A 23,501-nucleotide genomic window follows, 5' to 3' on the forward strand; every position below is an offset into this window, starting at 1 on the left:
TAGAGCATCTGACTTTTAATCAGAGGGTCGACAGTTCGAGCCTGTCACGACTCATAGTCATAGCTCTTTGAGATTTATGATGACTCAATAATCACCATAATGGTATGCCGACTTAGCTCAGTTGGTAGAGCATCTGATTTGTAATCAGAGGGTCGGGCGTTCGAATCGTCTAGTCGGCATATGCGGAAGTAGTTCAGTGGTAGAACATCACCTTGCCAAGGTGGGGGTCGCGGGTTCGAATCCCGTCTTCCGCTCTTACATTATGCCGGGGTGGCGGAACTGGCAGACGCACAGGACTTAAAATCCTGCGGTGAGTGATCACCGTACCGGTTCGATTCCGGTCCTCGGCATTTTGTTTTTTATATATGCACCCATAGCGCAACTGGATAGAGTGTCTGACTACGAATCAGAAGGTTGTAGGTTCGACTCCTACTGGGTGCATTTTTTTATTTCGGGAAGTAGCTCAGCTTGGTAGAGCACCTGGTTTGGGACCAGGGGGTCGCAGGTTCGAATCCTGTCTTCCCGATTTTTTATTGCCTTAAAGGATTTTCATGAATTTACTTCGTGGAAGTCCTTTTTTGTTATATTGGTGTATAATAACTAATATAGACGGGAAATAGCTCAGCTTGGTAGAGCGCCACGTTCGGGACGTGGAAGTCGCAGGTTCAAATCCTGTTTTCCCGATAATCAGGGTCTTAAGAGTGCCGGGATGTGACTCAATTTTTTGCATTTTATAGACGCTATTGTTTATAATAAAAGTCAACAATAGTCAAACAAAGGAAGGTCTTTTTATGCAGAGTCGCAATATTTCTGATATTATCGAACAGTATTTAAAGGATATTTTAGCGGATTCTCAGCAAATTGAAATTAAGCGTTCCGAAGTAGCAGAGTTATTCAACTGCGTACCTTCACAGATAAACTATGTAATTAAGACGCGTTTTACGATTCCTAACGGTTACTTAGTTCAAAGTAAGCGAGGGGGTGGTGGCTACATCAGAATTGCCAAAGTTAATTTGATAGATGATACAGATATTCTTGATGAATTAACCGCTTATATTGGTACTAGTATCAATGCCAGCCGGGGCTTACAGGTAGTCCAAAGCCTCTATGAAGAAAAAATGATCAGTAGACGTGAGGCTAATTTGATTTTAGCAACCATCGAACGGTCGACTTTAGCTTTTGCTGATAAAAAATTAGAAGATGCAGTTCGCGCTAGAATTTTGGTTGGAATTTTAGAACGATTAAGATGCGCTGATTTATCTAAAGAAAGAAGGGATTATGATGGACGAACTATATACTCCGAGTGCTAACCGCGTCCTGATACTCGCCCAAGAACAGGCGAACTACTTTAAACATCAGGCAATTGGGACAGAGCACCTCTTATTAGCACTGTCCCTCGAAGAAAATGGTATCGCCAATAAGGTTTTACGGCAAAATGTTATCACAGCAACCGATATTCGAGAAGAAATTGAACGGCTTACGGGCTATGGTAACTTAAGAAGACAGGCGCCTGATAATTACTTGCCATATTCGCCTAAGGCTAAGGCTGTATTAGAAAAGGCTAAAAACGAAGCAAGTATTCTAAATGCCGCTAAGGTAGGGACAGAACACATCCTTTTAGCCTTATTGGACGATGAAACGATTGTTTCTTCACGGATTTTAGCTAGTTTAAATGTTGATGTAAAAAGGATTAAGCAGTCCATTTATCATCAATTAGGGGTTAGTCCTGTCCAAGTTCGGAAAGCTACCCGGGCTAACAACATGAAAAACCAAGAAAAAACTCCAACTTTAGATGAATTAGCTAGGGACTTAACGGCGATGGCTGCCAATCAAGAGGTAGATCCAGTTGTCGGTAGAGACCAAGAAATTAAACGAGTGATTCAAGTGTTGAGTAGGCGGACTAAAAATAATCCAGTTTTACTTGGTGAACCTGGGGTTGGTAAGACCGCCGTGGCTGAAGGCTTAGCTCAAAAGATTGTGTTAGAACAAGTTCCAGATAACCTTTTGACCAAGCGGATTATGATGTTAGATATGGGTTCGTTGGTAGCCGGGACAAAGTTTAGGGGTGAGTTTGAAGACCGCCTTAAGAAGATTCTAGACGAAATCTACCAAGATGGGAATGTGATTTTATTTATTGATGAACTGCATACCTTAATTGGGGCAGGGGGTGCCGAAGGCGCAATTGATGCTTCCAATATTTTGAAACCAGCGTTAGCTCGCGGCGAAGTTCAAGTGATTGGGGCAACGACTTTAGATGAATATCAAAAGTATGTCGAATCAGATGCGGCCTTAGAACGGCGCTTTGCCCGCGTCAACGTCGAAGAACCTACCAAGAAAGTTACGTTTGAAATTTTAACGGGGCTTAGACCACGGTATGAAAAGTTTCATAAGGTAAAATTGACCGACGAAGCGTTAAAAGCGGCGGTCGATTATAGTAGCCGTTATATCACCAACCGTTTCTTGCCAGATAAGGCGATTGATTTAATGGACGAATCGGCTGCCCGGGTTAGAATTGCTCATTCTGAAAAGAAGAGCAAACTTTCAGAAAGCAAGTTAAAACTAGACGAACTTTCCCGAGCTAAAGATGAAGCTTTGCTGCGTGAAGACTTCGAAGAAGCTGCTAAGCTGCGGAACCAAGAATTAAAATTGCGGCAAAAATTGGCAGAGATGAAGCGGCGTGAGGAAGAAAAAGCTAAGAAATTAGAATTTAATATTAAAGTTACCACGCAAGACGTGGCCGGGGTGGTTGCTGATTGGACCGGAGTGCCAGTAACTCAGATGACCAAGACTGAAAGCGAGCGCCTGATTAACTTGGAAAAGGTTCTTCACGAACGAGTGGTGGGACAAGCAGAGGCTGTCAGCGCTGTAGCTAAGGCAATTAGGCGGGCACGCAGTGGTTTAAGCGACCCAGGCCGTCCAATTGGTTCCTTCATGTTCTTAGGACCAACTGGTGTGGGAAAGACAGAGTTAGCTAAGGCCTTAGCGCAAGCAATGTTTGGCGACGAAGATTCAATGATTAGGATTGATATGAGTGAGTACATGGAGAAATACTCCACTAGTCGCCTAGTCGGTTCTCCTCCAGGTTACGTTGGTTATGATGAAGGTGGCCAATTAACGGAAAAGGTTAGAAATAAACCTTATTCCGTAGTGCTTTTAGACGAGGTTGAAAAGGCACACCCAGATGTGTTTAACATTTTATTACAAGTTCTAGACGATGGTTACTTGACTGACTCGAAGGGAAGACGGGTAGATTTTAGAAACACCATCATTATTATGACCTCTAACTTAGGGGCAACTGCCTTAAGAGATGATAAGGCCGTTGGTTTTGGGGTAGCTAAACCGCGCGACGAGTACGCGGCAATGTCGGCTAAGATTCGCGAAGCTTTAAAGAAGAGCTTCAGACCGGAATTCTTGAACCGAATTGATGAGATTGTCATCTTCCATTCTCTAGTTAAAGAGGAATTACATGAAATCGTTAAGAAGATGGCTAAGCAAATCGTGGACCGGTTAGCACAAAAAGATGTGAAATTAAAAATTACACCGGCTGCTATTGATGTTATCGCTAAGGCGGGCTTTGATCCCGAATATGGTGCTAGACCAATTAGACGAGCTTTACAAAATAAGGTTGAAGATAAATTGAGTGATGCACTCTTGATGGGCCAAATTGTTCAAGGTGCTACCGTAACCTTGGGAGCTTCGAAGGGTAAGATAACGTTAAACGTTAAGGAAGCTAGCCCGGTTTCAACCAAATAGGATTAGTTTGAAAAAGACTTTCATTTTTTGATGAAAGTCTTTTTTTGTATTGACAAAAATCTTATTAGTGGCTATAATTGTTAGAAGCAAAAACTGTGAATTTAGATGCTTATTATGATCTATTGTCCATAATAAGTGAATGAAGAAGCAAAAATAGTGAAGGGAAGCTAAGGCTACTGACTCTGTTTTTGGTTTTTTTTTGCCAAAATTCACTGAAAATTTGCGTGAAATTGTATTTGTAACATAAATGTAATATTTTCAGTCGTAAATTCGCAGAAATATTTTGAGAGGTGAACAACTTGGCAGGACACTTAGTAAAATACGGTAAGCACCGTGTACGTAGAAGTTATTCTCGCATTAAAGAAGTGCTCGATTTACCTAACTTGATTGAAATTCAAACTGACTCCTACAAATGGTTCTTAGATGAAGGTTTACGGGAAATGTTTGATGATATCATGCCTATCGAGGATTTCCAAGGTAACTTATCACTTGAATTTGTTGATTATCAATTATTAGAACCTAAGTATACAGTTGATGAAGCACGGGAACACGATGCAAACTACTCAGCACCATTGCATGTGACTCTACGTTTAATCAACCATGAAACAGACGAAATTAAATCTCAAGACGTCTTCTTTGGTGATTTCCCATTAATGACTAAGCAAGGGACATTTATTATCAACGGGGCAGAACGTGTTATTGTTTCCCAATTAGTTCGTTCACCAGGGGTTTATTTCAACTCTGAATTAGATAAGAATGGTCGGAAAAACTTTGGCACGACTGTCATTCCTAACCGGGGTGCTTGGTTAGAATATGAAACAGATTCTAAAAACGTGGCTTACGTTCGAATTGACCGGACCCGGAAGATTCCTTTGACCGAATTAGTTCGGGCTTTAGGGTATGAATCAGATAGCGACATCGTTCAAATCTTAGGGACTGAAAGCGACAGCTTAAACCTAACTTTGGAAAAGGATGTTCATAAAAATACTGAGGATTCCCGGGTAGAAGAAGCATTAAAGGACATCTACGAACGCTTACGTCCGGGTGAACCTAAGACTGCTGATTCATCACGGAGTTTATTAACAGCTCGTTTCTTTGATCCAAAACGTTATGACTTAGCACCAGTTGGTCGTTATAAGATTAACAAGAAGTTGGATTTAAAGACCCGGTTATTGAACCAACGGTTAGCAGAAACCTTAGTTGATCCTGAAACAGGGGAAATTATCGTTGCTAAAGATGAAGTAATTGATAAGCGCGTAATGGAAAAATTAGCTCCATACTTGGCTCGTGATGACTTCAAGATGGTTACATTCACCCCATCATCTGAAGGGGTTGTCCAAGAAGATATGACTTTACAAATCATCAAGGTTTACTCACAAGTAGACCCTGAACGAGTTGTAAACATGATTGGCAATGGTAACATCTCCATTGACTTTAAACACATTACCCCAGCAGATATCTTGGCATCAATGAACTACTTCTTTAACTTACAAGAAGGTATTGGTTCAACTGATGATATTGACCACTTGGGTAACCGGCGGATTCGTTCAGTTGGTGAATTACTGCAAAACCAATTCAGAATCGGTTTATCCCGGATGGAACGGGTTGTTCGTGAAAGAATGTCAATTCAAGATACAGCTACGGTAACCCCACAACAGTTAATCAACATTCGGCCAGTGGTAGCATCAATCAAAGAATTCTTTGGTTCTTCCCAGTTATCACAGTTCATGGATCAAACTAACCCATTGGGTGAATTGACCCACAAACGTCGTCTGTCAGCCTTAGGGCCTGGTGGTTTGACTCGTGACCGGGCTGGTTACGAAGTGCGGGACGTGCACTATACTCACTATGGCCGGATGTGTCCAATTGAAACACCTGAAGGTCCTAACATCGGGTTGATTAACTCCTTGTCATCTTATGCACGGGTTAACCGTTACGGTTTCATTGAATCTCCTTACCGGCGTGTTTCTTGGGAAACTCACAAGGTTACAGATAAGATTGATTATCTAACTGCCGATGAAGAAGATAACTACATCGTAGCCCAAGCCAACTCACCATTAAACGATGATGGTTCATTCGTTGACGACGTGGTTATGGCTCGGCACAAGGATGAAAACATCGAAGTTTCAATTGACAAAGTTGACTACATGGACGTTTCTCCTAAGCAAGTAGTTGCTGTTGCGACAGCATGTATTCCATTCTTGGAAAACGATGACTCCAACCGGGCCTTGATGGGGGCCAACATGCAACGGCAAGCTGTTCCTTTGATTCAACCACACGCACCACTTGTTGGGACTGGGATTGAATATAAGGCTGCCCACGACTCTGGTGATGCTTTAATTTCAGAACATGCCGGGGTAGTTGAATACGTTGATGCTCGTGAAGTTCGGGTTCGCCGTGACGATGGTTCTTTAGACAAGTACAAATTGATGAAGTTCCGTCGTTCCAACGGTGGTAAGAACTACAACCAAACACCAATCGTTAGAGTAGGTGACCGGGTTGATGCTGACGAAGTATTAGCTGACGGTCCATCAATGGAACAAGGTGAATTAGCCTTAGGTCAAAACCCATTGATTGCCTTCATGACTTGGGATGGTTACAACTTCGAAGATGCGATTGCCATCAACGAACGCCTAGTTAAAGAAGATGTTTACACTTCAATTCACATTGAAGAACATGAATCAGAAGCGCGTGACACTAAGTTAGGGCCTGAAGAAATCACTCGTGAAATCCCTAACGTCGGTGAAGATGCTTTGAAGAACCTCGATGAATTTGGGATTATCCGCATTGGGGCAGAAGTAAAAGACGGCGATATCTTAGTTGGTAAGGTTACTCCTAAGGGAATGACTGAATTATCAGCTGAAGAACGGCTCTTGCACGCTATCTTCGGAGAAAAGGCACGTGAAGTACGTGATACTTCTCTACGGGTACCTCACGGTGGTGGCGGTATCGTCCAAGATGTTAAGATCTTTACCCGCGAAGCAGGCGACGAATTGTCACCAGGTGTTAACCAAATGGTGCGGGTATACATCGCCCAAAAGCGGAAGTTACAAGTTGGGGATAAGATGGCCGGTCGTCACGGTAACAAGGGGACTGTGTCCGTTGTTATTCCAGAAGAAGATATGCCATTTATGCCTGATGGTACTCCAATCGATATCATGCTTTCACCAATGGGTGTGCCTTCACGTATGAATATTGGGCAAGTATTAGACTTGCACTTAGGGATGGCTGCTCGTAAATTAGGCATCCACGTTGCTTCTCCTGTTTTTGATGGGGCTCGTGATGAAGATATTTGGGGTGCCTTAAAGGAAGCTGGGTTACCAAGCGATGGTAAGACTGTCCTATACGATGGTCGGACTGGTGAAGCCTTCGATAACCGGATTGCCGTTGGGGTTATGTACTACATGAAATTAGCCCACATGGTTGATGATAAGATTCACGCTCGTTCAATTGGACCTTACTCATTGGTTACTCAACAACCACTTGGTGGTAAGGCTCAATTTGGGGGCCAACGTTTCGGGGAAATGGAAGTTTGGGCCCTAGAAGCTTACGGGGCTGCTTACACCCTACAAGAAATCTTGACATACAAGTCTGATGACGTTGTTGGACGGGTTAAGACTTACGAAGCAATCGTTAAGGGTGAACAAATTCCACAACCTGGTGTGCCAGAATCATTCCGTGTGTTAGTTAAAGAATTACAAGCCTTAGGGTTAGATATGAAAGTACTTGACGCTGACAAGAATGAAATCGAACTTCGCGATAAAGAAGACGAAGATGAAGAAGACGGCAACAAGGAAAAGGTTCTTAACTTAAGTAAGATTGAAAAGGCTAAAGCTGAAGAAAAAAAGACGGCTGAAGCACAAGCACAAAACGAAAAGTAGTTAGTAACAGAGCAATTAATAATAAGGGAGGTCGGTCCTTTGATCGATGTCAATAAATTCGATAGTATGCAAATCGGCCTAGCTTCATCCGATAAGATTCGTTCATGGTCTTATGGGGAAGTTAGAAAACCAGAAACTATCAACTACCGTACATTGAAACCAGAAAAAGATGGGCTATTTGATGAAAGAATTTTCGGACCTACAAAAGATTGGGAATGTGCCTGTGGTAGGTATAAGCGGATTCGTTACAAGGGCTTAATCTGTGATAAGTGTCACGTTGAAGTTACTCGCTCTAAAGTTCGGCGTGAACGGATGGGTCACATCGAATTGGCTGCACCTGTAACCCACATTTGGTATTTCAAAGGAATTCCTAGCCGCATGGGTCTTGTTTTAGATATGAGTCCTCGTGCGTTAGAAGAAGTAATCTACTTTGCTTCTTACGTGGTAACAGACCCAGGTGATACTCCATTAGAAAAGAAACAGCTAATGACTGAACGCGAATACCGTGAAAAGTCAGCTGAATATCCCGGTAAGTTCAAGGCAGCGATGGGGGCTGAAGCAATTCGGACTTTATTAAATGACGTTGACCTTGAAAAAGAATGTGCTGAATTAAAAGAAGAATTAAAGGAAGCTACTGGTCAAAAGCGGACTAGGGCAGTGCGGCGCTTAGACATTTTAGAAGCCTTCTTGAAGTCAGGAAATGATCCTGCTTGGATGGTTATGGATGCAGTTCCAGTTATCCCACCTGATTTACGCCCAATGGTTCAATTAGAAGGGGGCCGCTTCGCTACTTCTGACTTGAACGACTTATACCGGCGGGTTATCAACAGAAACAATCGTTTACAACGCTTGTTAGACTTACACGCACCTGGAATTATCGTTCAAAACGAAAAGCGGATGTTGCAAGAAGCTGTCGATGCCTTAGTGGATAACGGGCGTCGTGGTCGTCCTGTTGTGGGACCAGGTAATCGCCCACTTAAGTCACTTTCTCACATGCTTAAAGGTAAGCAAGGTCGTTTCCGGCAAAACTTACTTGGGAAGCGGGTTGACTACTCTGGTCGTTCCGTTATCGACGTTGGTCCTAAGTTAAAACTTAGCCAAATGGGGATTCCTCACGAAATGGCGCTTGAATTGTTTAAACCATTCGTGATGAAAGAATTAGTTCAACGTGAAATGGCCTCAAACATCAAGAACGCTAAGCGTAAGATTGACCGCCGTGACGATGATATCTGGGATGTTTTAGAAGAAGTTATCAAGGAACACCCAGTGCTTTTAAACCGGGCCCCTACGCTTCACCGTTTAGGGATTCAAGCCTTCGAACCAACTTTGGTTGATGGGAAAGCAATGCGGCTTCACCCACTTGCCTGCGAAGCTTATAACGCCGACTTTGATGGGGACCAAATGGCCATCCACGTTCCATTGTCAGCAGAAGCTCAAGCAGAAGCAAGGTTATTAATGTTAGCTGCCCACCACATCTTGGCTCCAAAAGATGGGAAGCCAATCATCTCACCATCTCAAGATATGACCATCGGTAACTACTACATTACAATTGAAGAAGCTAACCGTGAAGGCGAAGGGATGATCTTCAAGGATGTTAACGAAGTGCGGACTGCTTACCAAAACAACTACGTGCACTTGCACACTCGGATTGGTTTGCAAACTGATAGCTTAGTTAAGGCAGGTAAGCCATTTACTCAATGGCAAAAAGACCGGATTTTAGTAACTACTGCTGGTAAAGCCATCTTTAACGAAATCTTACCAGCTGATTTCCCTTACTTGAACGAACCAACAAGTGAAAACTTGACAGGTAAAGTTCCAGACAAGTATTTCTTAGAACCAGGTCAAGACATTCATGAATACTTGGCCCAAGCACCATTGGTAGGACCATTTAAGTCAGGCTTCTTATCCGATATCATTGCCCAAGTTTACAAGGATTACAAGGTGACAGCAACTGCTGAATTGCTTGACCGCATGAAAGACCTTGGTTACTATGAATCAACTAAGTCTGGGTTGACAGTGGGGATTGCCGACGTTACTAATCTTAAGGAAAAACCAGCTATCGTTGAACAAGCCCACAAAGAAGTTGCTAACGTTGCTAAGCAATTCCGGCGTGGTTTGATTACCGAAGACGAACGTTACAACAACGTTATTGCTATTTGGAACAAGGCTAAAGACGACATCCAAAACAAGCTGGTTGAAAACATGGACCCATCTAACCCAATCCAAATGATGAGTGATTCAGGTGCTCGTGGTAACATCTCTAACTTTACTCAGTTAGCCGGGATGCGTGGTTTGATGGCCGCTCCTAACGGTAAGACAATGGAACTTCCAGTTATCGCCAACTTCCGTGAAGGACTTTCTGTTTTGGAAATGTTTATTTCTACTCACGGGGCACGTAAGGGGATGACTGATACGGCCTTGAAGACTGCCGACTCTGGTTACTTGACTCGTCGTTTAGTTGATGTTGCTCAAGATGTTATCATTCGTGAAAAGGATTGTGGGACAGACCGTGGTTTGGATGTCACAGCTATCCGTGAAGGTAACGAAATGATTGAACCACTTTATGACCGGATTTTAGGTCGTTACACTATGAAGACCGTTAAGAATCCAGCTACTGGTGAAGTGATTGTTCCAGCTAACGTAATGATTGACGAAGAAATGGCACAAGCAGTTGTTGATGCTGGCGTTGAAATGGTAACTATTCGCTCAGCCTTCACTTGCAACACGCGTCACGGTGTCTGTGAACACTGCTATGGTCGGAACATGGCTACTGGTGACGAAGTTGAAGTTGGTGAAGCAGTCGGAACTGTGGCCGCCCAATCAATCGGTGAACCTGGTACTCAGTTAACTATGCGTACCTTCCACACTGGGGGGGTTGCCGGTGACGATATTACTCAAGGGCTTCCTCGTGTTCAAGAAATTTTTGAAGCACGTAACCCTAAAGGTCGGGCCCAAATCACCGAAGTTACAGGGATTGTTGAAACTATCGAAGAAAACCCAGCAGAACGGACTAAGGAAGTTACTGTTAAAGGTGAAACAGATACCCGGGTTTACAGCTTACCATTCACTTCTGTATTGAAGGTTAAGGAAGGCGACGCTGTTCACCGTGGGGATGCCTTGACTGTAGGTTCAATCGATCCTAAGGAATTGATTTTAGTTCGGGATGTCTTATCAACTGAAAACTACATCTTGCGCGAAGTTCAAAAAGTTTACCGGATGCAAGGGGTAGAAATCTCAGATAAGCACGTTGAAGTTATGGCCCGCCAAATGTTGCGGAAGGTTCGGATTATGGATCCAGGTGACACTGATATGCTTCCAGGAACACTGATGGATATTAGTGACTTTAAGGATCGTAACACCGATACTTTAATTAGCGGTGGTATCCCAGCAACTGCTCGGCCAGTGCTTCTTGGGATTACTAAGGCTTCCTTGGAAACAAACAGTTTCTTATCAGCTGCTTCCTTCCAAGAAACAACGCGTGTTCTTACTGACGCTGCAATTCGTGGCAAGAATGACCCATTAGTTGGTTTGAAGGAAAATGTTATCATCGGTAAGATTATTCCTGCCGGTACAGGGATGAAGAAGTACCGTGATATTCAACCTGAAGAAGTGGGAACTGTTTCTAAGAGTGTTTATTCCATTTCAGACGTGGAAAAATCCCTCAAGGAAAAAGCAGAGTCAACTAGCTCTGAAGACTAATAACTAGATAAAATGCGAAGTCAGAAGTGAAAGCTTTTGGCTTCGCATTTTTTATTTAGTTAAAGTAGAGCAGTATAAAGCTAGCGGTAGTCAAAAAGGGAATAAAGGCTAATGAAGTTGGCCGGTCTTTTTTTAGGCTAAAGTAACATAAAGCAAGACAGGAGGCTAAGCAAGTGGTAGCGAGTAGAAACTGTATGCCAAAACTAGCCCATAAAAAGCCAAGGTAAATTAAATCCCCACTGCCTAAAAGTTGCAGGTAGGTTGCACCTACTAAAATAACTAAGAAACACAAGCTACAGCCCGGTTCAAGTGGGGGCCAACTTAGTTTTTGAGTTAATAAGACTAGGCCACCGAGGTAAAGTTCAAACGCGGGGACGCTTTGCGTTAAGTAGTCGCTGAGGGCGAGCAGTAGACTCCAGGCACAAAAAATTGAAAGGCTAGCCCAAAGGTGTGGCGCTTTAGAAGCAAAAAGGCTGAGCATATATAGGCCAAAAGTAAGTTCAACCAAAGTCGAGTGCAAGGAAATTTTGTGGTGGCAGTAGTAACAGCGTCCCCGTTGTAAGCAAAAACCTAAGATGGGAATTAGTTGCCAAAAGTTAAGGGGATGGTGGCAGTAATCACAGTAGGAACCAGGATAAAAAATTGATTCGCTATGAGCATAGCGGTAAGCATAGCAGCTAGAAAATGAAGCCCAGACGGTGGCGTAACAAAAAACAGCAAATAAATACATGAAAATCCCTCCCTATATATAGATATACGCAAAAAAAGTGAAATTAATCTTTTTTGTCAAAAATAAAATTAAAGTAAAATCGGGCGTTGACTTTAACGGGCTGATTGTGGTAACCTATTAAAGGTGCTTTATGTGAACAGTTCTCTTGGATAATTCCAAGATCGTGCTGGCTGTGAGCTTGGCACACATTTCAACATGCGTCTCGGACGTAATTTTTTTAAACCTAAAAAAGAAACTCCTGGATGTGTGGACTTAAATAATTAGGAAATAAGGAAGGAGGAAGCTTTAGATGCCTACAATCAACCAATTAGTTCGTAAGGGTCGTAAATCTAAAGGTTCAAAATCTAATGCCCCAGCTTTAAACTTTGGGTATAACTCATTTAAGAAAGTACAAACTAACAACTCTGCACCACAAAAACGTGGGGTTGCTACTCGTGTCGGTACCATGACACCTAAGAAGCCTAACTCTGCTTTACGTAAGTACGCTCGTGTTCGTTTATCAAACTTAATCGAAGTTACAGCTTACATCCCAGGGATTGGCCACAACTTACAAGAACACAGTGTTGTACTTATCCGTGGTGGTCGTGTAAAAGACTTACCTGGGGTTCGTTACCACATCGTTCGTGGTGCCTTGGATACAGCCGGTGTTGACGGTCGTATGCAAAGCCGTTCTAAGTATGGTACAAAGAAACCTAAGAAATAATTTTAAAATAAGTAATTAAAAACGAAAAGTAACTAGTATTTGAGGAGGTCATTTTAGATGCCAAGAAAAGGTGCCGTAGCAAAACGCGAAGTACTCCCAGATCCAATTTATAACTCAAAATTGGTTACTCGCTTAATCAACCGTTTAATGTTAGATGGTAAGCGTGGGACTGCATCAAAAATTTTATACCAAGCATTTGATATTATTAAGGAACAAACAGGTAATGATCCATTAGAAGTCTTCGAAGAAGCAATGAAGAACATCATGCCTGTTCTTGAAGTTAAGGCTCGCCGTGTTGGTGGTTCTAACTACCAAGTTCCTATCGAAGTTCGTCCAGACCGTCGGACTACTTTAGGTTTACGTTGGTTAGTAAACTACTCACGTTTACGTGGTGAACACACAATGCCAGAACGTTTGGCAAAAGAAATCATGGACGCAGCTAACAACACTGGTGCTTCTGTTAAGAAACGTGAAGACACACATAAGATGGCTGACGCTAACCGTGCTTTTGCACACTACCGTTGGTAAGATTTTTCCAAATGGCTATTATACGATTGCTACAATCTATAGTAGTCATTTTTTTAAAAAAAGCGCCTAAAGCTTTATAATATAAGTGTATTACTTTTAACTATTTGATTTTTGGAAGGAGAGAGACTCTCACATGGCAAACAAACGTGAATTCCCATTGGAAAAAACACGTAACATCGGTATTGTTGCCCACATTGATGCTGGTAAGACAACTACTACCGAACGTATCTTGTACTACACAGGTAAGATTCACAAGATTGGTGAAACACACGATGGTGCTTCCCAAATGGACTGGATGGAACAAGAACAAGAACGTGGGATTACTATCACATCTGCCGCTACTACAGCGCAATGGAAAGACCACCGCATCAACATCATCGATACCCCAGGGCACGTTGACTTCACTGTCGAAGTTGAACGTTCATTACGTGTTCTTGATGGTGCCGTTGTTGTTTTGGATGCTCAATCAGGGGTAGAACCACAAACAGAAAACGTATGGCGTCAAGCTACTACATACGGTGTTCCACGTATTGTTTTCATTAACAAGATGGATAAGATTGGGGCTAACTTTGACTACTCAGTAAGCACAATCAAGGACCGTTTGCAAGCTAACCCATTACCAGTTCAAATGCCTATCGGTGCAGAAGATCAATTTGAAGGTGTTATCGACTTGATCGAAATGAAGGCCGATTTATACGATGAAGATGAACTTGGTTCAAAATGGGATGTTGTTGATGTTCCTGACGAATACAAGGAAGAAGCTGAATCACGTCGTGATGAAATGATTGAAGCTTTAGCTGATGTTAACGAAGACATCATGGAAAAATATCTTGATGGTCAAGAAATTTCCAACGATGAAATCCGGGCAGCTATTCGTCAAGCTACTTTGAACTTGGATGTTTACCCAGTCTTTGCTGGTTCTGCCTTCAAGAACAAAGGTGTGCAAATGATGCTTGATGGGGTTAACGACTACTTACCATCACCTGTTGATGTTAAGCCATACAAGGCAACTAACCCTGACACTGACGAAGAGGTTGAATTGATTGCTGACGATAACAAGCCATTTGCTGGTTTGGCCTTCAAGATTGCAACTGACCCATTCGTTGGTCGTTTAACTTTCTTCCGTGTTTACACTGGGACTTTAGAAGCTGGTTCATACGTCTTGAACGCAACTAAGGGCAAGCGTGAACGTGTAGGTCGTTTACTTCAAATGCACTCAAACAACCGGACTGAAATCCCTGAAGTATTCTCAGGTGATATCGCCGCTGCTATCGGTTTGAAGAACACTACTACTGGGGACTCATTAACTGATCCTAAGACTCCATTATTACTTGAATCAATGGAATTCCCAGAACCAGTTATCCAAGTTTCTGTTGAACCTAAGTCAAAAGCTGACCAAGATAAGATGGATGTTGCTTTACAAAAACTTGCTGAAGAAGATCCTACTTTCAAGGCAGAAACTAACCCAGAAACTGGTGAAACTTTAATCGCCGGGATGGGTGAATTGCACTTAGATATCATCGTTGACCGTATGAAGCGTGAATTTAACGTTGAAGCAACTGTTGGTGCTCCACAAGTTGCTTACCGTGAAACATTTACTAAGCAAGTTTCCGCTCAAGGTAAATTTGTTCGCCAATCTGGTGGTAAAGGTCAATACGGGGATGTTTGGGTTGAATTTACTCCTAACGAAGAAGGTAAAGGCTTCGAATTCGAAGATGCTATCGTCGGTGGAGTTGTTCCTCGTGAATACATTCCTTCAGTTGAACAAGGTTTGAAAGAAGCTATGCAAAACGGGGTCTTAGCAGGTTACCCATTAATCGATGTTAAGGCTAAGTTATATGATGGTAGCTACCACGATGTCGACTCTAGTGAAGCTGCCTTCAAGGTTGCTGCTTCCCTTGCATTACGTAACGCCGCTCCTAAGGCTGGTGCCGTAATCCTTGAACCAGTGATGAAGGTTGAAATCATTGCTCCTGAAGATAACTTGGGTGATGTTATGGGCCACGTTACAGCTCGTCGTGGTCGGGTTGAAGGTATGGAAGCTCGTGGTAATGCACAAGTTGTTAATGCCTTTGTACCATTGGCTGAAATGTTTGGTTACGCAACTACTTTACGTTCAGCAACTCAAGGTCGTGGTACATTCACAATGACTATGGACCACTACGAACCAGTGCCTAAGTCAATTCAAGATGAAATCATCAAGAAAAACGGTGGCAACGCTGAATAATTAAGTTAATAAAAAGAGGTTGAGTTTTGGCTCAACCTCTTTTTTATTTAGATTAATTTAGCCCCTAAGCAAGTCTTGAAGTGGTTTAAGGCCCAGTCATGACCGTTTGCATCAAAGCTGGCAACAGCCTTTTTAGGGATAGTTAACTGGTAGTTTAAGTTATAGGCACTGACTGCTGTATGTAAGACGCAAATGTCGGTGCAAACTCCGCTTAAGGTTAGGTCGGTAATTTGCCGACTGCGCAAGTAATTATCTAAGTTGGTATTTTGAAAACTAGAGTAGCGGTTCTTAGCAAATGCATAGACGTTTTCAGAATCTTGGTGGGCTTGATACCAGTCGTTTAAAGGCCCGTAAAATTCTTGCCCCCAAGTTCCTTCTATATTATGTGGGGGAAAGAGTTTGTTTTCAGGGTGGTAAGGATCGTTTAGGTGGTGGCAGTCAGTCGGAAGAATTACATAGTCGCCGGCAGCTAGGAAAGAGTCAGCCAGGTCAATGATAGTTGGGGCTAAATCCTGGGCAACTTGGCCACAGGTTAGGGCACCATTGGTAGCAACGAAGTCGTTAGTATAATCAATAATTAAAAGTGCTTTAGGCATAGGAAAACCTCCTTAGAAAAGTTATCTTTAATATAGAAGAAATTAGCTAGAAAAGCAAAAAAATATTTTTCAAAAAACGCTGAAAAGTTCTTGCAAAATATTTTTACTTGTAATATTATAGAAAGGTACTTGTGCAAGGGACAAGTATTATATTAGTTGTTACACATTTTTGAATAAGCTATGATGTAGAAGGTTGCGACACACCCGGATGCTTTGCCACGAGCGTGGCGGTAATTTCTACGGAGCTAGTCTTATTTTTAAAATAGACGAAGGAGGGAACACAATGGCAAAACAAAAAATTCGTATTCGTTTAAAAGCTTACGAACACAGAATTTTAGATCAATCTGCTGACAAGATTGTTGAAACAGCAAAGAGAACAGGTGCACAAATTTCTGGTCCGATTCCACTACCAACGGAACGTACATTATATACGGTTATTCGTTCACCACACAAATACAAGGATTCTCGTGAACAATTCGAAATGCGCACACACAAACGTTTAATCGATATTGTTAACCCAACACCAAAGACTGTTGACTCATTAATGAAGCTTGACTTACCATCTGGTGTTGACATTGAAATTAAATTATAATTTACTGAATAAATAAAAAATTAATTGGAGGTGTACTCATGGCCACTAAAGGAATCTTAGGGAAAAAAGTAGGGATGACACAAGTTTTCACTGAAAACGGCGAATTAGTACCTGTAACTGTTGTTGAAGTTGGTACTAACGTTGTTTTACAAGTTAAGACAGTGGAAAACGATGGTTACGAAGCTATTCAATTAGGTTTCGATGACTTACGTGAAGTGTTATCAAACAAACCTGCTAAAGGTCATGCAGCAAAAGCAAATACTGCTCCTAAGCGCTTCGTTCGTGAAATCCGCGATGTTGAGCTTGGAGAATACAAAGTCGGTGACGAAGTTAAGGCAGACTTATTCGAAGCTGGCGACATCGTTGATGTAACAGGTACGTCTAAAGGACATGGTTTCCAAGGGGCAATCAAGTTCCACGGACAATCACGTGGTCCTATGGCTCACGGTTCACGTTACCACCGTCGACCTGGTTCAATGGGGGTTATCATCAACCGTGTTATGAAGGGTAAATTATTACCTGGACGTATGGGTGGTAACCGAGTAACGATCCAAAACTTGGAAATCGTTAAAGCTGATGTTGAAAATGGCGTTCTTATGATTAAGGGTAATGTCCCAGGGGCAAACAAGTCCTTAGTTGTTGTGAAGAGCGCAGTTAAATAATAGAGGAAGGGAGGAAATTTTAACATGCCAACAGTTGCATTATTCAAACAAGATGGTACTCAAAACGGTGAAGTTTCATTAAACGACGCAGTTTTCGGTATCGAACCAAACAACAACGTTGTCTTTGATGCAGTGCTTATGCAACGTGCTTCATTACGTCAAGGTACACACGCTGTTAAGAATCGTAGTGCTGTTCGCGGTGGTGGTAAGAAGCCATGGCGTCAAAAGGGTACAGGTCGTGCTCGTCAAGGTTCTATCCGCTCACCACAATGGGTTGGTGGTGGTACCGTATTTGGTCCTACACCACGTTCATACGCATACAAGCTTCCACGCAAAGTTCGTCGCTTAGCTATCAAGTCCGTCCTTTCTCAAAAGGTCTTAGACGAAAGCTTAGTTGTAGTTGATGCATTGAACTTCGATGCACCAAAGACAAAGGCATTTGCGGAAGTTTTAAATAACTTAGATGTTAAATCCAAGGTTTTAGTAGTTCTTGAAGATGACAACAAGCAAGCTGCTTTAGCTGCTCGTAACTTAGCTAACGTTACAGTTATCCCAGCTAAGGGCTTAAATGTTTTAGATGTTGTTAACAACGACAAGTTAGTCATCACTCAAGGAGCTCTTTCTCAAGTAGAGGAGGTTCTTGCATAATGGAAACACGCGATGTAATTTTACGTCCGGTCATCACAGAAGCTTCTATGGCTGACATGGACAACAAACGTTACACATTTGATGTTGACACTCGCGCAACTAAGACACAAGTTAAGCTTGCTATCGAAGACATCTTCGATGTTAAGGTTGCTAAGGTAAACATCATGAATGTTAAGGGCAAAAAGAAGCGCATGGGTCGCTACGAAGGTTTCACTAAGAAACGTCGTAAGGCTATCGTTACTTTAACTGCCGAATCAAAAGAAATTAAATTCTTTGAAGACTAAGAGATAATTTTGTAACAGGAGGGAAACATAGTGGGAATCAAGAAATTCAAACCAACCTCTAACGGTCGTCGTAATATGACTGGTTCTGACTTTGCAGAAATCACAAAGACAAGCCCAGAAAAGTCCTTGCTTGTTTCATTAAATAAGACTGCAGGTCGTAACTCATACGGTCGTATCACTGTTCGTCACCGTGGTGGTGGTCACAAGCGTCAATACCGTTTGATCGATTTCAAGCGTGTTAAAGATGACGTTCCTGCAATCGTTAAGGCAATCGAATATGATCCAAACCGTTCAGCTAACATTGCTTTAATCGTTTATGCTGATGGTGTGAAATCATACATCCTTGCACCAAAAGGCCTTGAAGTTGGCCAACAAGTTCAATCTGGTAAAAATGCTGATATCAAAGTGGGTAACACTTTAGCATTAGCTGATATCCCAGTTGGTACTGTTATTCACAACATCGAATTAAAGCCAGGTAAGGGTGGACAATTAGTTCGTTCAGCTGGTACTTCAGCTCAATTGCTTGGTAAGGAAGGCAAGTACGCAATCGTACGTTTAGCTTCTGGTGAAACTCGTATGATTCTTGTAACATGCCGTGCTACTATCGGTGCTGTTGGTAATGAACAACACGAATTAATTAAGGTTGGTAAAGCTGGTCGTTCACGTTGGGCTGGCAAGCGTCCACAATCTCGTGGTTCTGTAATGAACCCTAACGATCACCCACACGGTGGTGGGGAAGGTAAAGCCCCTGTTGGTCGTCCATCTCCTATGTCACCATGGGGTAAGAAGACTACAGGTCTTAAGACACGTTCTAAGAAGGCTAAATCAAACAAATTTATCATCCGTAAACGTAAGAAGTAATCACTTAGCACTAGTTGCATAGTGATTCATCCTGTAATCTGAGAGGAGGATACACAGTTGAGTCGTAGTTTGAAAAAAGGACCTTTCGTCGACGAACACTTGATGAAAAAGGTTGAAGCACAAGCTGATAAGGAAAAGAAGTCCGTTATCAAGACATGGTCACGTCGTTCTACAATTTTCCCTAGCTTTATTGGTTACACAATCGCTGTTTATGATGGGCGGAAGCATGTGCCAGTTTACATCCAAGAAGACATGGTTGGCCACAAGTTAGGTGAATTTGTACCTACTCGTACTTTCCACGGACACGTAGCCGACGATAAGAAGACAGGCGTAAGAAAATAATAGGGAGGAAATCACATGGCTGAACAAGTAACATCAGCAAAGGCAACTGCCAAAACAGTTCGAATCCCTGCGCGTAAAGCACGTCTAGTGATCGACCTTATTCGTGGCAAGAGTGTTGCCGACGCATTGGGAATTTTAAAATTCACACCACGTTCTGGTGCCCAATTAATCGAAAAAGTTTTAAAATCTGCAATTGCTAACGCAGAAAACAATTTTGACTTAGATGTTGAAGATTTATATGTTAGCGAAGCTTTCGTGAACGAAGGACCAACATTGAAACGTTTCCGTCCTCGTGCTAAGGGTTCCGCTTCTCCAATCAACAAGCGTACAAGTCATATCACAGTAGTTGTATCTGTAAAATAAGGAGGGATAACGCGTGGGTCAAAAAGTAAATCCAACTGGATTACGTGTCGGAATCATTCGTGACTGGGATGCAAAATGGTATGCTGAAAAAGACTTTGCATCAAACTTGCACGAAGATTTACACATCCGTAACTACATTGAAACAAAATTAGCCGACGCATCCGTTTCTACCGTAGAAATCGAACGTGCTGCAAAGCGGGTTAACATTTCTATCCACACAGCTAAGCCTGGGATGGTTATCGGTAAAGGCGGTTCTGAAGTAGAAAAACTTCGCGAAGAATTAAACAACTTAACAGGCAAGCGAGTACACATCAACATTGTGGAAATCAAGAAGCCTGATTTAGAAGCTAAATTAGTTGGTGAAAGCATTGCTCAACAATTGGAAAACCGTGTTGCTTTCCGTCGTGCTATGAAGCAAGCTATCCAACGCACAATGCGTGCTGGCGCAAAGGGTATCAAGGTTCAAGTTGCTGGTCGTTTGAACGGGGCAGATATGTCACGGGTAGAACGTTTCTCAGAAGGAACTGTTCCTTTGCACACATTACGTGCTGATATTGATTATGCATGGGTTGAAGCTGCAACTACATACGGTAAATTAGGTGTTAAGGTCTGGATTTACCGTGGTGAAGTTTTACCTACAAAGAAAGAAAAATAAAGGAGGGAAATTAACCTATGTTAGTACCAAAACGTACAAAGCATCGTCGCGAATTCCGTGGTAAGATGCGTGGTGAAGCTAAAGGTGGCAAGGAAGTTACTTTTGGTAAATACGGTTTACAAGCTGTTGGTTCACACTGGATCACAAACCGTCAAATCGAAGCTGCTCGTATCGCGATGACTCGCTACATGAAGCGTGGTGGGAAAGTTTGGATCAAGATTTTCCCTCACAAGTCATACACAGCTAAAGCTATTGGTGTTCGTATGGGTTCTGGGAAAGGTGCTCCTGAAGGTTGGGTAGCTCCTGTGAAGCGTGGCAAAGTTATGTTTGAAATCGATGGTGTTTCAGAAGAAGTTGCACGTGAAGCTTTACGTTTAGCTTCCCACAAGCTCCCAGTTAAGACTAAGTTCGTTAAACGTGAGGAAGTAGGTGGCGAATCAAATGAAGGCTAATGAAATTCTTGAAAAGAAAGACAAGCAAGTCAGAGATGAAATCAAGACATTAAGTTCAACTGAATTGGTTGATCTTGAAAAGCAATTCAAAGAAGAATTATTCAACTTACGCTTCCAATTAGCTACCGGTCAATTAGAAAATACCGCACGCTTAAATAAAGTACGGAAGAATATCGCTCGCATTAAAACTGCGTTGCGTCAAGCAGAATTAAACAAATAGAATACGAAAAGGAGGCTAACCACGAATGAGTGAAGGTCGTAACCAACGCAAAGTCTACCAAGGACGTGTCGTTTCTGACAAGATGGATAAAACTATCACTGTTGTTGTTGAAACTTACAAGAATCACAAAGTTTACGGCAAACGTGTTAAGTATTCCAAGAAATTTAAAGCACATGACGAAAACAACCAAGCTAAAGTTGGCGATATCGTCAAGATTATGGAAACTCGCCCATTGTCAGCTACAAAACGTTTCCGTTTATTAGAAATCGTTGAAAAAGCAGTTATTATCTAGTTTGTATTTAAGATAAATTGCAGTTGATTCGTATTCTTATCTAATAACGAAAGGAGGACACATACCGTGATCCAACAAGAAAGTCGTTTGAAAGTCGCTGATAACTCCGGTGCCCGTGAAATCTTAGTTATCAAGATTTTAGGTGGTTCTCGTGTGAAAACTGCTAATATCGGTGACATCATTGTTGCTACTGTTAAACAAGCAACACCAGGTGGCGTTGTCAAAAAGGGTGACGTTGTAAAAGCTGTTGTTGTTCGTACAAAATCTGGTGCACACCGTGCAGATGGTTCATACATCAAGTTTGATGAAAATGCTGCTGTTATCATTGGTGAAGACAAATCACCAAAAGGTACACGTATCTTCGGACCAGTTGCTCGTGAATTGCGTGACGGAAACTTCATGAAGATTGTTTCCTTAGCACCTGAAGTATTATAATAACCATCTATCTGGCAAGGAGGTGCACAAAGAAAAATGTTCGTTAAAAAGAATGATAAAGTTAAGGTAATTGCCGGTAAAGATAAGGGTAAGGAAGGCGTTATTGAAAAAGTTTTCCCTGCTAAGGACCGTGTAATTGTTAAAGGTGTCAACATCGTTAAGAAACACCAAAAGCCAACTAACGCAAATCCTAACGGTGGGATTGTTGAAGTTGAAGCACCAATTCATGTTTCTAACGTGATGCTCATCGATCCTTCTAACAACGAAGCAACACGTGTTGGCTTTAAGGTAGAAGATGGTAAGAAAGTCCGTGTTTCTAAGAAGACAGGTAAAACACTTTAATTAGTTAAGGAAAGGAGGATACTTTCTTCATGGTTAACCGTTTAAAAGAAAAATATGACAAGGAAATTGTCCCATCATTGATGGAAAAATTTAACTACTCATCAATCATGCAAGCACCTAAGGTTGAAAAGATTGTTCTTAACATGGGTGTTGGTGATGCTGTAAGCAACGCTAAGAATTTAGATGAAGCTGTTGACGAATTAACATTGATTGCTGGTCAAAAGCCAGTTATCACTCGTGCTAAGAAGTCAATCGCCGGCTTCCGTTTACGTGAAGGGATGGCTATCGGTGCCAAGGTTACATTACGTGGCCAACGTATGTACGAATTCTTAGATAAGTTAGTTTCAGTATCCTTACCACGTGTTCGTGACTTCCACGGTGTAAGCAAGCGCGCTTTCGATGGTCGTGGTAACTATACATTAGGTGTGAAGGAACAATTAATCTTCCCTGAAATCGATTTTGATAATGTTAACAAAGTTCGTGGTTTAGATATCGTTATCGTTACAACTGCTAACACTGACGAAGAATCACGTGAATTATTAACTCAACTTGGTATGCCATTCGCTAAATAAGGGGGCTTATAACATTGGCTAAAAAATCACAAATTGCAAAGAATAAACGCCCAGCTAAGTTCTCAACTCAAGAATATTCACGTTGCGAACGCTGTGGTCGTCCACATTCTGTTTATCGTAAATTTAAGTTATGCCGTGTTTGCCTGCGCGATCTTGCTCACAAGGGTCAAATCCCTGGTATGAAGAAAGCTAGCTGGTAAACCATAAAGACAAGGTAAAGGAGGCAAACAAAACATGGTCATGACTGATCCAATTGCAGACTTCTTGACACGTATTCGTAACGCCAACATGGCAAAGCACGAATCTGTAGAAGCACCTGCTTCAAAAATCAAGCGTGATATCGCTGAAATCCTTAAGAACGAAGGATTTATCCGCGATGTTGAATACATCGATGACGACAAGCAAGGCGTTATCCGCGTATTCTTGAAATATGGTAAGAACAATAAACGTGTAATCTCTGGTATCCGTCGGATTTCCAAGCCAGGTTTACGTTCATACGTAAAAGCAGATGCAGTTCCTAAGGTTTTAAATGGTTTAGGTATTGCAATCATCTCAACATCTGAAGGTGTTGTAACAGACAAAGTGGCTCGCGCTAAGAAAATTGGTGGCGAAGTTATTGCTTACGTTTGGTAATATATAAAAACCATAAGGAGGTGTCCATCCA

At 42.1% G+C, this 23,501-nt stretch carries 24 protein-coding genes, 6 tRNA genes and 1 pseudogene; 29 read left to right on the forward strand and 2 right to left on the reverse strand.

Going from position 1 to position 23,501, the window contains the following annotated elements; all coding sequences use genetic code 11:
* Positions 1–106: 106 nt before the first annotated feature.
* From FC14_RS06345 to rpoC, 10 genes are all read left to right on the forward strand, one after another.
* A tRNA-Thr gene (locus FC14_RS06345) sits at positions 107–179 on the forward strand.
* A 3-nt stretch (positions 180–182) separates the two neighbouring features.
* Positions 183–254, forward strand: a tRNA-Gly gene (locus FC14_RS06350).
* Positions 255–264: 10 nt separating this feature from the next.
* Positions 265–350: transfer RNA gene (locus tag FC14_RS06355), tRNA-Leu, on the forward strand.
* Between the two features lie 17 nt (positions 351–367).
* Positions 368–441: transfer RNA gene (locus FC14_RS06360), tRNA-Arg, on the forward strand.
* Positions 442–452: 11 nt separating this feature from the next.
* Positions 453–526 (forward strand) — tRNA-Pro (locus tag FC14_RS06365).
* A gap of 84 nt (positions 527–610) precedes the next feature.
* Positions 611–684 (forward strand) — tRNA-Pro (locus FC14_RS06370).
* A gap of 107 nt (positions 685–791) precedes the next feature.
* The gene (locus FC14_RS06375) at positions 792–1,310 is read left to right on the forward strand and encodes a CtsR family transcriptional regulator (RefSeq protein WP_056976950.1); all 519 of its coding nucleotides are present in this window, start codon (positions 792–794) and stop codon (positions 1,308–1,310) included.
* A complete protein-coding gene (locus tag FC14_RS06380; protein ID WP_056976951.1) occupies positions 1,282–3,753 on the forward strand; it encodes an ATP-dependent Clp protease ATP-binding subunit in 2,472 nt (823 codons plus the stop codon). The genes FC14_RS06375 and FC14_RS06380 overlap by 29 nt, the downstream gene beginning before the upstream one ends.
* 290 nt (positions 3,754–4,043) lie before the next feature.
* Entirely contained in the window at positions 4,044–7,634 is a 3,591-nt protein-coding gene (rpoB, locus tag FC14_RS06385) for a DNA-directed RNA polymerase subunit beta (protein ID WP_156655765.1), read from the forward strand.
* A gap of 39 nt (positions 7,635–7,673) precedes the next feature.
* Positions 7,674–11,333, forward strand: coding sequence for a DNA-directed RNA polymerase subunit beta' (rpoC, locus tag FC14_RS06390; protein ID WP_056976953.1), 3,660 nt, complete (start codon positions 7,674–7,676; stop codon positions 11,331–11,333).
* Positions 11,334–11,388: 55 nt separating this feature from the next.
* Here rpoC and FC14_RS06395 read toward each other — a convergent pair whose 3' ends face one another.
* The gene (locus FC14_RS06395) at positions 11,389–12,063 is read right to left on the reverse strand and encodes a prepilin peptidase (protein ID WP_056976954.1); all 675 of its coding nucleotides are present in this window, start codon (positions 12,061–12,063) and stop codon (positions 11,389–11,391) included.
* Between the two features lie 289 nt (positions 12,064–12,352).
* Between FC14_RS06395 and rpsL the strand changes: the two genes are divergently transcribed.
* From rpsL to fusA, 3 genes are all read left to right on the forward strand, one after another.
* Positions 12,353–12,766: a 30S ribosomal protein S12 gene (gene rpsL, locus FC14_RS06400; protein ID WP_050610967.1), complete on the forward strand. Its 414-nt coding sequence runs from the start codon at positions 12,353–12,355 to the stop codon at positions 12,764–12,766.
* 57 nt (positions 12,767–12,823) lie between these two features.
* Complete coding sequence (gene rpsG / locus FC14_RS06405; protein WP_050610968.1) at positions 12,824–13,294, forward strand: 30S ribosomal protein S7; 471 nt, start codon at positions 12,824–12,826, stop codon at positions 13,292–13,294.
* A gap of 133 nt (positions 13,295–13,427) precedes the next feature.
* Positions 13,428–15,521: an elongation factor G gene (gene fusA, locus FC14_RS06410; protein WP_050610969.1), complete on the forward strand. Its 2,094-nt coding sequence runs from the start codon at positions 13,428–13,430 to the stop codon at positions 15,519–15,521.
* A gap of 47 nt (positions 15,522–15,568) precedes the next feature.
* Here the strand turns inward: fusA and FC14_RS06415 are convergent, their stop codons facing one another.
* Positions 15,569–16,117, reverse strand: a complete 549-nt coding sequence (locus FC14_RS06415) for a cysteine hydrolase family protein (RefSeq protein WP_056976955.1) — start codon at positions 16,115–16,117, stop codon at positions 15,569–15,571.
* Between the two features lie 283 nt (positions 16,118–16,400).
* Here FC14_RS06415 and rpsJ point away from each other — a divergent pair, with 283 nt between their 5' ends.
* From rpsJ to rpsH, 16 genes and pseudogenes are all read left to right on the forward strand, one after another.
* Positions 16,401–16,709: a 30S ribosomal protein S10 gene (gene rpsJ, locus FC14_RS06420; protein ID WP_023859562.1), complete on the forward strand. Its 309-nt coding sequence runs from the start codon at positions 16,401–16,403 to the stop codon at positions 16,707–16,709.
* Positions 16,710–16,747: 38 nt separating this feature from the next.
* The gene (rplC, locus tag FC14_RS06425; RefSeq protein WP_056976956.1) at positions 16,748–17,371 is read left to right on the forward strand and encodes a 50S ribosomal protein L3; all 624 of its coding nucleotides are present in this window, start codon (positions 16,748–16,750) and stop codon (positions 17,369–17,371) included.
* Positions 17,372–17,395: 24 nt separating this feature from the next.
* A complete protein-coding gene (gene rplD, locus FC14_RS06430; RefSeq protein WP_050610972.1) occupies positions 17,396–18,019 on the forward strand; it encodes a 50S ribosomal protein L4 in 624 nt (207 codons plus the stop codon).
* Entirely contained in the window at positions 18,019–18,303 is a 285-nt protein-coding gene (gene rplW / locus FC14_RS06435) for a 50S ribosomal protein L23 (protein ID WP_056976957.1), read from the forward strand. The genes rplD and rplW overlap by 1 nt, the downstream gene beginning before the upstream one ends.
* A 30-nt stretch (positions 18,304–18,333) precedes the next feature.
* Positions 18,334–19,164, forward strand: a complete 831-nt coding sequence (gene rplB, locus FC14_RS06440; RefSeq protein ID WP_056976958.1) for a 50S ribosomal protein L2 — start codon at positions 18,334–18,336, stop codon at positions 19,162–19,164.
* A 57-nt stretch (positions 19,165–19,221) separates the two neighbouring features.
* Positions 19,222–19,506, forward strand: a complete 285-nt coding sequence (gene rpsS, locus FC14_RS06445) for a 30S ribosomal protein S19 (RefSeq protein ID WP_050610975.1) — start codon at positions 19,222–19,224, stop codon at positions 19,504–19,506.
* A 15-nt stretch (positions 19,507–19,521) separates the two neighbouring features.
* On the forward strand, positions 19,522–19,869 hold the full coding sequence (rplV, locus tag FC14_RS06450) for a 50S ribosomal protein L22 (protein ID WP_050610976.1): 348 nt from the start codon (positions 19,522–19,524) through the stop codon (positions 19,867–19,869).
* A gap of 13 nt (positions 19,870–19,882) precedes the next feature.
* Positions 19,883–20,588 (forward strand): annotated as a pseudogene (rpsC, locus tag FC14_RS06455) (30S ribosomal protein S3).
* On the forward strand, positions 20,542–20,976 hold the full coding sequence (rplP, locus tag FC14_RS06460; RefSeq protein ID WP_050610978.1) for a 50S ribosomal protein L16: 435 nt from the start codon (positions 20,542–20,544) through the stop codon (positions 20,974–20,976). Before rpsC ends, rplP begins: the two are co-directional and overlap by 47 nt.
* A complete protein-coding gene (rpmC, locus tag FC14_RS06465) occupies positions 20,966–21,196 on the forward strand; it encodes a 50S ribosomal protein L29 (RefSeq protein ID WP_050610979.1) in 231 nt (76 codons plus the stop codon). Before rplP ends, rpmC begins: the two co-directional genes overlap by 11 nt.
* Positions 21,197–21,221: 25 nt before the next feature.
* Complete coding sequence (gene rpsQ, locus FC14_RS06470) at positions 21,222–21,488, forward strand: 30S ribosomal protein S17 (RefSeq protein ID WP_050610980.1); 267 nt, start codon at positions 21,222–21,224, stop codon at positions 21,486–21,488.
* A gap of 66 nt (positions 21,489–21,554) precedes the next feature.
* Complete coding sequence (gene rplN / locus FC14_RS06475; protein ID WP_003692955.1) at positions 21,555–21,923, forward strand: 50S ribosomal protein L14; 369 nt, start codon at positions 21,555–21,557, stop codon at positions 21,921–21,923.
* A gap of 36 nt (positions 21,924–21,959) precedes the next feature.
* Entirely contained in the window at positions 21,960–22,265 is a 306-nt protein-coding gene (gene rplX / locus FC14_RS06480) for a 50S ribosomal protein L24 (protein WP_050610981.1), read from the forward strand.
* Positions 22,266–22,294: 29 nt separating this feature from the next.
* A complete protein-coding gene (rplE, locus tag FC14_RS06485; protein ID WP_050610982.1) occupies positions 22,295–22,837 on the forward strand; it encodes a 50S ribosomal protein L5 in 543 nt (180 codons plus the stop codon).
* A gap of 14 nt (positions 22,838–22,851) precedes the next feature.
* On the forward strand, positions 22,852–23,037 hold the full coding sequence (locus FC14_RS10385; RefSeq protein ID WP_082174170.1) for a type Z 30S ribosomal protein S14: 186 nt from the start codon (positions 22,852–22,854) through the stop codon (positions 23,035–23,037).
* A gap of 34 nt (positions 23,038–23,071) precedes the next feature.
* On the forward strand, positions 23,072–23,470 hold the full coding sequence (gene rpsH, locus FC14_RS06490) for a 30S ribosomal protein S8 (RefSeq protein ID WP_056976959.1): 399 nt from the start codon (positions 23,072–23,074) through the stop codon (positions 23,468–23,470).
* Positions 23,471–23,501 lie beyond the last annotated feature (31 nt).

Origin of the sequence: Ligilactobacillus agilis DSM 20509 (assembly GCF_001436215.1) — a bacterium.
Lineage (GTDB): Bacteria > Bacillota > Bacilli > Lactobacillales > Lactobacillaceae > Ligilactobacillus > Ligilactobacillus agilis.